Source organism: Flavobacteriaceae bacterium (genome assembly GCA_014075215.1).
Taxonomy (GTDB): domain Bacteria; phylum Bacteroidota; class Bacteroidia; order Flavobacteriales; family Flavobacteriaceae; genus Polaribacter.
In genome coordinates this window covers 2,884,792-2,896,463 of the sequence record CP046177.1, presented here as the reverse complement: position 1 = coordinate 2,896,463, position 11,672 = coordinate 2,884,792, and the positions used below count along the sequence as shown (strand labels likewise).

Here is an 11,672-nt window from a genome sequence, read left to right as displayed (position 1 = left end):
AGGTAATAATTCAGGTTAAAAGTAGAAAAAAGATTCCATAAAAAAAGCACCTCAATAATTCAAGATGCTTTTTATGAAAAGTGATTAAATTCAAACCAATGGCCCTCCGGCCATTATTTCTTCATCGGCATATGTTTCAAACTTTTTAAAATTAGATTTAAAAGAATCTGCTAATTTTTGAGCTGTCTTATAATATCCTTCATCATTACGCCATGATTTCCTGGGGCTTAACACTTCTGTCGGAACATTGGGGCATATTCTCGGCTGTTGTACTCCAAAGACAGAATGGATATGATAGTTATCTTTGTTTGCTTCTTCCAGGCTCCCATCTACTGCAGCATGAATCATCGCACGGGTATATTTTAGAGCCATTCGATGACCAATTCCGTAAGGCCCTCCGGTCCAACCCGTATTTACCAGCCAGACAGTAACACCTGTTTCCTGCATTTTTGTACTTAACATTTCTGCATATCTCACCGGGTGTAATGGCATAAAAGGTGCTCCAAAACAAGCTGAAAAACTGGGTTGAGGTTCTGTAACACCCGCTTCTGTTCCTGCAACTTTAGCCGTGTAACCGGAAATAAAATGATAAGCCGCCTGGCCTGGAGTTAATTTGGAAATTGGAGGGAATACGCCAAATGCATCGGCTGTTAAAAAGAAAATATTTTTGGGGTTTCTTCCTATTGATCCTTCCTGAATATTATCAATATGATAAATTGGGTAACTTACACGTTTATTTTGAGTTATAGATATATCTGTAAAATCTACCACACCATTTTCATCCATCATTACATTTTCCAGAATGGCTCCTTTTCTGATGGCACGATAAATTTCCGGTTCTTTTTCTTCTGTAAGATCAATTGCTTTTGCATAGCATCCTCCTTCAAAATTAAACACGGTATTTTCGTTTGTCCAGCCATGTTCATCATCTCCGATCAATTTACGTTTGGGGTCTGCGGATAAGGTTGTTTTTCCTGTTCCTGATAATCCAAAAAATATGGCGGTATCTCCTTTTTTTCCAACGTTTGCAGAACAATGCATTGGCAGTGTGTTTTTGAATACCGGAAGGATAAAGTTCAATGCGGAAAAGATACCTTTTTTAATTTCTCCAGTGTAGCCGGTTCCTCCAATCAGTGCTATTTTTTTGTTAAAGTTCAAAATGGCAAAGTTATGCTGCCGGGTTCCATCTGCTTTTGCATCTGCCATAAAACCGGGAGCATTGATGATCGTCCATTCCGGTTGAAAATTTGTAAGTTCCTCTTTTGTGGGGCGCAAGAACATATTATAAGCAAATAGATTGCTCCATGGATATTCGTTAATAACACGGATATTCATCCGATAATTCGGGTCTGCACACACATAGCTATCTCTTACAAAAATTTCTTTATTTGACAGGTATGAAACTACTTTGTCACATAGTGAATCAAACTTATCGGGATCAAATGGAATATTAATATTTCCCCACCAGACTTCATCTTTGGTAATTTCATCTTTCACAATAAAACGGTCCATTGGCGATCTACCGGTAAATTCACCTGTATTCACTGCAAGAGCCCCTAAAGACGATACTCTTCCCTGCTTTTTCTCTAATGTAATTGCGTGTAATTCGTCGGGAATTAGCTGATAGTGCACGGTGGCATTTTCTATCCCCGAATGGATTAACGAAAACGTTTTCGTATCTAGGCTTACCATTTCTTAATTTTTAAGTTAAGTTTGTTTGTAAGGCAAAATTAGGGATATTTTTTACACAACATTGTCTATACGGTTTTTTTCTTCATTATTTTTATTGATATTTAATGAATTGAAAGATTAAAAGATTAAAAGGTTGAAGAATTTTAAAAATGTAACAATGAACTCATTTAAACTTTTTCAATTTGCTAAAAAATTGCTGTTTTTAGCTCTGTTTTTATCTTTTTTTCCTTCCGTAGCGCTGTTATACAACTCAAAAAAGCTTTCAACATATCAGGGCAAACGCATTAAACTTTTATGAATATATCAGTAAAACTAATTTTTCATTAAAGAATTGACATTTAATAATGGATTTTATTCGTAATTTTTTAAACTTACCTTTAATGATTATTCATTTTTTTGAAAATAATTACAGGTTAACTTGGATCAAAAAATCATAAAGTATTGATTAAAAACATGTTAACTTTAATGCGTTTACCCTGTTCAACATATCTAAAAACTTCTAATTTTCGCTTAAATCCAAAAAGTTCAAATGAGTTCAATGTGATAATGTAGTAATGTTGGATTCAAGGAATATATAAAGACATTTTATTTTTTGTCAATTACTTTTTTTACAAAATGAAAAAATAGCAAGAACCATCCCAGTACAAATAATAATCCTCCTAAGGGAGTAACGAACCAGATACTATTTGCAGGAATTTTGAGTAAATAAATTGTGTAAATAGAACCTGAGAAGAAGAATATCCCCAGAAAGAAAAGAATGCTTAAGTTATTTTTAAACGTTTTTGAAAACTCTTTATAGGTATTTATAAAAAGTAACACCAGTACGTGATATACCTGATAACGGATAGCCGTTTGTATGCTTTCCATAGCATCGGGCACTAGCTTTTCTTTTACACTATGTGTTGCAAAGGCGCCTAATATAATAGCCATTAATCCTAATAATGCAGTAATGCTTAAATTTTTGCTCATATTCATTCGAAAAAAAAAACTACAAAATGGTGTTTTTTTATATTTTCGTTATATACAACAAAAATAATACAATTCTGCGATGAGAAACATCTTAGTTATCGGTGCCGGAAAATCGAGTTCTTACTTGATAGATTACCTTCAAAAAAAATCGCAGCAGGAAAATTTACATATTACAATTGCAGACGTTTCTATTGAAAATGCCATAATAAGAGCCGGGAAAAACCCGAGATCTACTGCCCTGGTGTTTGATATTTTTGATGAAAGGCAAAGAAGAAAGGAAATTCAAAAAGCGGATATGGTCATTTCCATGTTACCTGCAAGGTTTCACATTCAAGTGGCAAAAGATTGTGTTGAATTTGGCAAGCATATGATAACTGCTTCCTATGTTTCTAAGGAAATGAAAACGTTGGACGCAGAGGTCAAAAAGAAAGGGTTGATTTTTATGAATGAGATGGGGGTGGATCCCGGAATTGATCACATGAGTGCAATGCAAGTCATTGACAGGATTCGGGATAATAACGCAAAAATTTTGTTATTTGAATCTTTTACGGGTGGGTTGGTAGCTCCTGAGAGTGATGATAATCTTTGGAATTACAAATTTACCTGGAATCCCCGAAATGTAGTTATTGCCGGGCAAGGTACTGCTGCCATGTTTATTCAGGAAGGTACTTATAAGTATATTCCTTACCATAAATTATTTCGGAGAACAGAATTTTTAACACTAAATGGAAATGAAAAATTTGAAGCGTATGCAAATCGCGACTCACTGAAATACAGAAATGTGTATGGTTTGGAAGACATTCCAACCATGTATAGAGGTACTATCAGAAAAGTTGGTTTTTCCAGGGCCTGGAATATTTTTATTCAACTGGGGATGACAGACGACACGTATACCATAGAAGGTTCTGAAAATATGAGTTATCGTGATTTTGTAAACTTGTTTTTAGCCTATTCTCCAAATGATTCCGTAGAGTTAAAATTGCGTTCCTATTTAAAAATCGATCAAGATGATGTAATGTGGGATAAGTTAGTTGAGCTAGACCTCTTCAATCCTAATAAAAAAATAGGTCTGAAAAATGCAACCCCGGCGCAAATGCTGCAAAAAATAGTATCTGATTCCTGGACATTACAAGAAGAGGACAAAGACATGATTGTGATGCATCATAAATTCGGTTATGAAATTGATGGTGAAAAACGTCAAATAGAAAGCAGCCTGATAGTAAAAGGAGAAAATCAAACTTTTACTGCCATGGCTAAAACAGTAGGGTTACCTGTTGCGATTGCTTCTTTAAAGATATTAAATAAAGAGATTACCACTCCGGGTGTTCAAATTCCTATCACTAAAGAAGTGTATGTTCCTATTTTACGGGAATTGGAAGCATATGGAATTCAATTTTACGAAAAAAAGTGCCCTATTTGGGGTACAATCCGGAAAATATAGCAGGGTAAAAAAAGGGATGGAGTATTAGCTGAATAACAATTATAATTTTAAATAAAAACCTTTTGTCAATTCCATATATTTTTGAGTATACTGATGGCGGGCAGTTTCAATAATCAACTGCTCTTCTATTATTTCTTTTTTTCCAAAAGAAAATTCTAACAAACTCCGTTTGGTTCTGGAATACGGGGTTCCTTTTACGCTGCAAACTTTATTTGGAAATAACTTATTTTCCAAAGCAGATGCAATAAACCTTTGTTCTTCTTTATATGGAAGAATGACGGCAAATTTCCCTGTTGCAGAAAGCAGGTTTGTTGCTCTTGTAATCAATTCCCGAAACGACAGAGATGAAGTAAACCTGGCTTTGTTTCTTGCAGTATCTTTTGTTTCGTAGGCATCCGAATAAAAAGGAGGGTTGGAAATAATGAGATCGTATGCTTCTTTTACCATTTTTTGGGTAAAATCCTGAAAAGCGCTATGGTAACAAAATAACCGGTGGCTCCAGTTTGATCGTTTAAAATTTTCTACTGATTGTTGATACGCTTTTTTATCAATTTCTACGGCATTAACAATCGCATTACTACAACGCTGAGCGAGCATCAATGTAATAACCCCTGTTCCGGAACCTATGTCTAAAATTGTTTTCGGACTGTGGTCTATTGAACACCAGGCACCTAGCAAAACACCATCTGTTCCCACTTTCATAGCCGTTTTATCCTGATGGATAGCAAATTTTTTAAATTGGAATGGTTGAGGTTTTTTCAAAATTGTATAGGATGCGGTTTTAAAGTTGAAAAATGTAAAAGTTTCGGGTTAAAAATCTGTAAAAAACACTTTTAAAGTTAAGGAGATGCCATTTTTTAAAGAAAATAAAAATAATATGGCAGCTATTCGTTATGAAGTCCTAATAATTTCTTAAGTATTTCTTTATCTGATTTTAATTCTGTTATCTGTTCTAATAATACTTCGATCAGTTTATCTTTATCGTCTGAAGCTTTGTTTGGTGATTTGTACTGTTTTAATGGTTCTTCTTCCGCCAAATTACTATCTCCGAATAGCAACCAGTGAAGATCTGTATCGGGATATTTTGTAACTATATTTACGATAGCATTGGAATTTAAAGGAGAGTTTTTTGCTTTTCCCCTAAAATTTGCTGAAGTCATTCCTATACTACTAAAAAATTCTTCCTTAGTAATCGATTGTTTTTCAGCAATTTCTACTACTCTTTCTTTAATATTTGAAAATATATTTTTCATTATCTTTTGATTTGTAATTTTATTTTCTTAGATTGCGGACCATAAAACAGTAACAATATAACAACAATTATTACTAATGTCAAATAAGAATTACTATGATTGTAAAAGCTGGAAAATGTAAAAGTTTTAAAGCTGGAAAGTTTCGGTTAAAAGTCTGTAAAAAAAGCTTTTTTAAAGTAAAAAATAATAATAACACCTGTTGTGCATTTTAAATAATGCTGATTTTAATATTGTTGATATTTCTATCAAAGAAAAATTTGTTGATGTATTGAATTACAGTTAAAGCAGATATCTTAGATATTATTCTTGTTTTAAATCCTTCAAAAGTTTTAGCATAGTTTCTTCGAATCATAAACTGGTCATATAATGGATCAAGACTAATTGTTGTGTTTTAGGCAAAAATTTGTGTTAATCTGAACAGGAAGAATTCTACATTTTTAACACCTCTAAACTGCGCTCTAAAGGCTTTAATCTTAGCATTAAAAGATTCAGCAGAAGCATTTGTACTCCGATTGATAAAATAATTGAGTATTGACCGATAATTTATAGAAATTGTATTTGCTATTGTATTAAAAGCTTTAAAACCAGATTTTTCTACATCATTATACCAATGTGCTAGTTTTGTATATGCAATTTGTATTGATTTAGCTGTATTGAATATATTTCTAAGGCTCTGATTTAAGTTAAAAGCCTTTTGAATATCAGGATATTTTTCAAAAAGTATTTTGCTTCTTAGATATTGATTTTGTGTCCATTTTTCAGGAGATTTATAGAGTAAATATCTACTTCTAGCTAAGAGTTGTTTTCTAGTGTCCCCATTGTCAAATATCTCAGGTTGATACTCTTTACCTTTTGTTTTTGCTAACTTGATTAGGTCATTTTCTAGGTCTATTGCATTCCATCGATGTTTTATTCTAATATCTTGTAGCGCTTCTAGAGCTAGTTTTTGCACATGGAATCTATCAGTTACTTGTATGGCCTTAGGGAAACATGTTTTGGCTATATTTTTCATAGAGTTCGCCATATCTAGTGTAATTTCTTTGACTTTGTTTCTTTTTTTAGAGGATATTTTAAGTAACTGTTCTATAATGGGTTCTATCTTAGTGCCTGCAAAAACCCCTACAATAGCTCCTTTTTTACCTTTGGCTTTTTTATTGGTAATAATGGTGTAGAGTTCTCCTTTAGACAATGCTGTTTCATCAATAGATAAATAAGCACCTATATTTTCAGGAAAAACATGCCACTCTTTAGCATGTTTTTTTTGTTTCCATTGTTTAAACTCACTTAAATAATCACGATATTGACGTCCAAGTTTTTTACCATCAACTCCGTAAAATCTACCTATAGTTCTACAATCACTGGTTTCTCTATCTACTAATTTCTTTTAAAAAAGCAGCGAACTGCTCTGTCATTCGAGTCCCCTGTGCTACTAAATTCCAATCTCTTTGTACAATTTGTTTGGTCTTCCTATCTAACCATCTACGACGTTTAATGTGAAGATATACTGTGTTGCCTCGTAATGGAAAGTCTTGAATGGTAAGCTCTTTATGAAATCCGTGAGCTATCAAGATACGTTCTGATTCTTCTTTGGGAACTATGTTACGTTCTTCAAAATACAAATGCATCACTTCATTTTCAACACTATGTTTTGACAAATCAAAATGTTCAACTAACAACTCTGGTAAAATTAATTTTAGTAAATCTATATAAGTATCCAACCTCCTTTTTTTACAAAGATCACAATACTATTTTAAATTCACACACAACTTTTGAGATTGATCCCATATAATTGTGAGAACAAAGTTTCTATACGTTTTCTAGATTTTCTAAAAATATAAGCTTGTTTCTTATACTGATTTTGATTATTTCTCATTGGTGTATTTAATTTAATATCATAGGTTTCAAATAAATTAAGTTGAACTTCTGCGGATAAATATCCTCTATCACCAATTAAAGTAGCGCTTTTAATCTGCATTTTAACCGCTTTAAGATAATTGATATCATGTACAGATGCTGGACTAAAATCGATACTCTGAAAAACACCGCTCACAGAACAAATTGCGTGCAACTTATACCCGTAATAATTAGTACCTTGAGATGCACAATAACCTTTGTCTGGAAAGGTATGCATTGTTTCTTTGCAGATTTTAGAACGATAACTCCTTGATAATTTGCAAACTTCCAAAGGCATACTGTCAACGATAAAATAATTCTCAAATTCATTAAAGTAGGAAGCTAATTTTAATCGAATACTGTCCAAATGATCTAATAATCTACGCCTTCTTTTGTTATAAACACTTCGTTCTATTTTCTGGTAAATTGCAATTGGGAGTTTCCTAAACAAATCATTCTCGCTATCAATTCCCATAAATTCTACCGTTAAACTTAAACTGATGAGTTCTAAATCACTAAGTTTAGGTTCACGCCTTTGATAAATTAAAAGTTGTTCTTTTAATATTTTTCTTAATACTTCCAATATTCTTTCGTAATTTGCATTTAAGTTGTTCATTATAAATGATTTGTGATTAAATCAATTTACTGATTTTCAGTAAGATGAACAACTTTTTTGTCCTAAATCATAATGCACAACAGGTAATAACAGCTATTCGTTTTGAAGTCCTAATAATTTCTTAAGTGTTTCTTTATCCGATTTTAATTCTGTTATTTGTTCTAATAATACTTCAATCAATTTATCTTTATCATCCGAAGTTTTGTTTTGCAATTCGTATTGTTTTGCCGGTTCTTCTGCCAAATTGCTATCTCCGAATAGCAACCAGTGAAGATTTGTATCGGGATATTTTGTAACTATATTTACAATGGCGTTGGAATTTAAAGGTGAGTTTTTAGCTTTTCCTCTAAAATTTGCTGAAGTCATTCCTATACTTCGAAAAAATTCTTCTTTAGTAATTGACTGTTTTTCAGCAATTTCTACTACTCTTTCTTTAATATTTGAAAATATATTTTTCATTATCTTTTGATTTGTAATTTTACTTTCTTATATTGTAAATCATAAAACATTAACAATATAACAACAATTATTACTAATGCCAAATAAGAATTACTATGATTACAAAATTAGAAAGGAAGCAATTGAAAGATTTGTTTCAAGGGCATTATGCTGAGGATGTTTTAAATATCTTATCCCAGAAAATGGTTCTAAACAGAAATGGAGAACCCCACAATGTGCAATACGTTAGAATGGTCTTTCAGGGCATTCGCAAAAACTCGGATATTGAAGCAGCCATTTGGCAGTTAGCCAGTAAAAAACAAAAGGAAATTGATTTTCAAAAACAACAAAAACAGAGAATCCTTAATAATAAATCTTAATGCACTTTTTTAGTGCTATTATAAGTCCACCAAGGTAATCTAAAATGCCTACGGATTGCCTTGGTTTTTCTACTATTTTTTCTTTGTGTTTTCCAAGGAGCAATTTGGGTTTTGCAAAATAGGTATATTCTCTGTATTTGTATTGTCAATAATCAATATCTGAGATGTCTTATCCCAACTTGTATACAGTTGCCAATTTCTTTAAAAAATAAAAACCCGCTCAAAAGGGATCAATCCGAAAACTTGTGGGATTTTAAAGATATTATTGAAAACATTTAAGTTGAGTCAATCGCAAAAACATCATTCAATAGAGTTTAAAAACTTAATAAACAGTTATTTAATGGATATTCATTTAAAAAAAATCTGAAATGATAAAATTTTTATTCAAGTCTTCCCCACAACTTTTTTGCTTGATCCCTCAAAAGTGAGCGGGAAAAATTGCTATGAAAAAGAAAAAGTGTTACGCTCAAAAACGTAACAGCGCAAAAATAAGAAATCCTTTGGCTTATTCTTAATATCTTTGGTTACCTGTGCAAAAATTTGTTAGAGAAAAATCGGACTCTAATAATAAAACCTAATCAACAAATAGCCTATTTTTAAGGGTTAACTATTTAGCAGAGAGGAAGGGATTCGAACCCTCGATACCCTTTTGAGGTATACACACTTTCCAGGCGTGCGCCTTAGACCACTCGGCCACCTCTCTAATTTACTATCGTTGACAATAAAGGGTTTTGATAGTTTCTCAAAAATATATGTTTAACTTATATATAAATCGATCAATCCTTCCGGTGTCTCAACAGTAATTGTTTTTTGTTTTCTATCTACCTTTTTGATAAAATCATCGGTTATGGGGATAAAAATCTCCTTACCTTCTCTCTCTATCTCAAAAAGAGGTTGTGCAGTTCTATCGTTAATAGCTATGATTTTACCTACACTTCCAAAATGTATATCCGTAATTGTAAATCCGACGACTTCGTGATAATAAAATTTATTTCCGGATAATTTTGGAAGTACATCTAATGGTAAATAAATATCTGAGTTCAAAATGGAATCTGCCTCCGCTTCCGTGTGCAGGTTTTCAAACTGAACACGTAATTGATTTCTCTTATGTAATGAACTTTTTTTTATAAAAATGGGAATTAAATTAGTTCCTAATTCAACAAAAACCGACTCTATATTTTCATACAGCTCGGGTTCGTCAGTGTCTAATTTAACTACTACAGCTCCTTTAAAACTATACTTTCTTACAATTTTACCCAAGTAAAAACATTCTTCTTTGCGCATTTCCGCACCAAAATTACTCGGTAGCTGTTTTCTTGGTTTCCTCTTCTGTAGTTTCAGAAGCTTCGGAGCTTTCTTCTTTGACTTCAGTTTCTGTTGCTGCAACAACTTCTTCCGTAGCTTCTGTTGTTTCAGCAGGAGTGTCTTCGGAAACTTCTTCTACAACAGGCGTGGCGGCAGCTTCAACACGTGCTTTATTTACCACTTTTTCAGCTTCCAGCGCTTTTGCTTTTGCAGTTGTTTTCTTTTTTGCCAAACGACCTTCTTTAGAAGTAATCTTACCTGCTTTTTCTTCTAACCATACATTAAATTTTTCTCCCGCTTGTTCTTCCGTTAAAGCTCCTTTACGAACCCCTCCTGCCAAATGCTTTTTCAATAGAGCTCCTTTGTAAGACAAAATAGCTCTTGCAGTATCTGTAGGTTGCGCCCCATTTTGCAGCCATTTTACAGCACTATCAACATCCAGGTCAATTTTTGCCGGATTCACATTAGGGTTATAAGTTCCCAGTTTCTCTAAATAGCGGCCATCTCTTTTAGCTCTTGCATCTGCTGCAACAATCCAATAAAATGGTTTTCCTTTTTTACCGTGTCTTTGTAATCTAATTTTTACAGGCATAATTTGTTAATTTTTAAAGGTTCTCGACCTTAAATTATTAATCATCTTACTATCTCGTAGTAAGTGGGCGCAAATGTACAAATTCTTTTTCAACTTAAGTCATAACCTCTTTTAAATATTTTAACTTTGCATACATACTTTTTCCGTAAGAATGCAAACGCTAAAAAATTTTCCACTCAAAAGCAAACATGGTAAATCCATCATAATGGATATCTATTACAAAAAAACAGCAGTTCCCAAACCTCTGGTTATTTTCTGTCATGGTTATAAAGGGTATAAAGATTGGGGTGTTTTTGACAAGACGTCAAAATGGTTTGTCGATAAAGGTCTTATATTGTTAAAATTCAATTTTTCTCATAATGGCGGAACTCTTGAACAACCTGTTGATTTTCCGGATTTAGAAGCGTTCGGAAACAATAACTATATGATAGAGTTAGATGATTTGACTTCGGTATTGGATTGGGTAACATCAAGTAAAGAATGGCATAATGAAATGGATATAAGAAACATCATACTGATAGGTCATTCCAGGGGAGGGGGTATTTCTATTTTAAAAGCATCTCGGGATCGCAGCATAAAAAAACTCATTACCTGGGCATCGGTTTGTGATTTACATCGAACCATGTTTGAAGAAGGAGATGATCTGGAGCAATGGAAAAAAGACGGGGTTTGCTACGTGGAAAACGGAAGAACCGGACAACAAATGCCACATTATATCCAGTTTTATGATAACTATAAAGAAAATAAAGATCATTTAAACATTCAAAAGGCTATAGAGCGTATTTCCATCCCACATCTTATTATTCACGGAGATGCGGATACTTCGGTTCCTGTTGAGCACAGTAAAAATTTACACAAATGGAACCCAAACAGTGAATTGTATATAGTGCCAAAAGCCGATCACGTTTTTGGTGCCAGACAACCTTGGACAGAAGTGAACTTTCCCGAACATTTTGTTACTGTTTTGGAGAAAACATTCGATTTTATACAAAATACATAGTTGAAAATTTTCTTTGGGTGTCGAACTTTTTTGGCAAATCAATTCGGCAAAGGTCTCAGTGTTAATAAAACACAATAACTCTTCTATTTATGT

Annotated in this window: 12 protein-coding genes, 1 tRNA gene and 2 pseudogenes; 3 read left to right on the top strand and 12 right to left on the bottom strand. The window is 33.0% G+C overall.

Annotation, left to right across the window (positions count from 1 at the left end):
• Window positions 1-90: 90 nt before the first annotated feature.
• On the bottom strand, window positions 91-1,692 hold the full coding sequence (pckA, locus tag GKR88_14280; GenBank protein QMU65341.1) for a phosphoenolpyruvate carboxykinase (ATP): 1,602 nt from the start codon (window positions 1,690-1,692) through the stop codon (window positions 91-93).
• Between the two features lie 585 nt (window positions 1,693-2,277).
• On the bottom strand, window positions 2,278-2,661 hold the full coding sequence (locus GKR88_14275) for a DUF423 domain-containing protein (GenBank protein QMU65340.1): 384 nt from the start codon (window positions 2,659-2,661) through the stop codon (window positions 2,278-2,280).
• Between the two features lie 79 nt (window positions 2,662-2,740).
• On the opposite strand from GKR88_14275, the pseudogene GKR88_14270 reads away from it, so the two are divergent.
• Window positions 2,741-4,110: pseudogene (locus GKR88_14270) on the top strand (saccharopine dehydrogenase).
• 31 nt (window positions 4,111-4,141) lie between these two features.
• Here the strand turns inward: GKR88_14270 and GKR88_14265 are convergent.
• From GKR88_14265 to GKR88_14235, 7 genes and pseudogenes are all read right to left on the bottom strand, one after another.
• Complete coding sequence (locus GKR88_14265; GenBank protein QMU66729.1) at window positions 4,142-4,804, bottom strand: methyltransferase; 663 nt, start codon at window positions 4,802-4,804, stop codon at window positions 4,142-4,144.
• A 182-nt stretch (window positions 4,805-4,986) separates the two neighbouring features.
• Window positions 4,987-5,355 carry a hypothetical protein gene (locus GKR88_14260; protein QMU65339.1) on the bottom strand — a complete coding sequence of 123 codons (369 nt, stop codon included), beginning with the start codon at window positions 5,353-5,355 and terminating at the stop codon, window positions 4,987-4,989.
• 208 nt (window positions 5,356-5,563) lie between these two features.
• A pseudogene (locus GKR88_14255) lies at window positions 5,564-5,716 on the bottom strand (IS982 family transposase).
• Between the two features lie 30 nt (window positions 5,717-5,746).
• Entirely contained in the window at window positions 5,747-6,700 is a 954-nt protein-coding gene (locus tag GKR88_14250) for a DDE transposase (GenBank protein QMU65338.1), read from the bottom strand.
• Window positions 6,701-6,722: 22 nt separating this feature from the next.
• Window positions 6,723-7,073 carry a transposase gene (locus GKR88_14245; protein QMU65337.1) on the bottom strand — a complete coding sequence of 117 codons (351 nt, stop codon included), beginning with the start codon at window positions 7,071-7,073 and terminating at the stop codon, window positions 6,723-6,725.
• A gap of 38 nt (window positions 7,074-7,111) precedes the next feature.
• Window positions 7,112-7,864 carry an IS982 family transposase gene (locus GKR88_14240; GenBank protein QMU65336.1) on the bottom strand — a complete coding sequence of 251 codons (753 nt, stop codon included), beginning with the start codon at window positions 7,862-7,864 and terminating at the stop codon, window positions 7,112-7,114.
• Between the two features lie 93 nt (window positions 7,865-7,957).
• Complete coding sequence (locus GKR88_14235) at window positions 7,958-8,323, bottom strand: hypothetical protein (protein QMU65335.1); 366 nt, start codon at window positions 8,321-8,323, stop codon at window positions 7,958-7,960.
• Between the two features lie 95 nt (window positions 8,324-8,418).
• On the opposite strand from GKR88_14235, the gene GKR88_14230 reads away from it, so the two are divergent.
• On the top strand, window positions 8,419-8,682 hold the full coding sequence (locus GKR88_14230) for a hypothetical protein (protein ID QMU65334.1): 264 nt from the start codon (window positions 8,419-8,421) through the stop codon (window positions 8,680-8,682).
• A gap of 615 nt (window positions 8,683-9,297) precedes the next feature.
• On the opposite strand, the gene GKR88_14225 is transcribed toward GKR88_14230, so the two are convergent.
• From GKR88_14225 to GKR88_14215, 3 genes are all read right to left on the bottom strand, one after another.
• Window positions 9,298-9,385: transfer RNA gene (locus GKR88_14225), tRNA-Ser, on the bottom strand.
• Between the two features lie 53 nt (window positions 9,386-9,438).
• Window positions 9,439-9,966, bottom strand: coding sequence for a 16S rRNA processing protein RimM (gene rimM, locus GKR88_14220; protein ID QMU65333.1), 528 nt, complete (start codon window positions 9,964-9,966; stop codon window positions 9,439-9,441).
• Window positions 9,967-9,979: 13 nt separating this feature from the next.
• Complete coding sequence (locus tag GKR88_14215; GenBank protein QMU65332.1) at window positions 9,980-10,579, bottom strand: 30S ribosomal protein S16; 600 nt, start codon at window positions 10,577-10,579, stop codon at window positions 9,980-9,982.
• 151 nt (window positions 10,580-10,730) lie between these two features.
• Between GKR88_14215 and GKR88_14210 the strand changes: the two genes are divergently transcribed.
• Window positions 10,731-11,579: a prolyl oligopeptidase family serine peptidase gene (locus GKR88_14210; GenBank protein ID QMU65331.1), complete on the top strand. Its 849-nt coding sequence runs from the start codon at window positions 10,731-10,733 to the stop codon at window positions 11,577-11,579.
• Window positions 11,580-11,672: the final 93 nt, after the last annotated feature.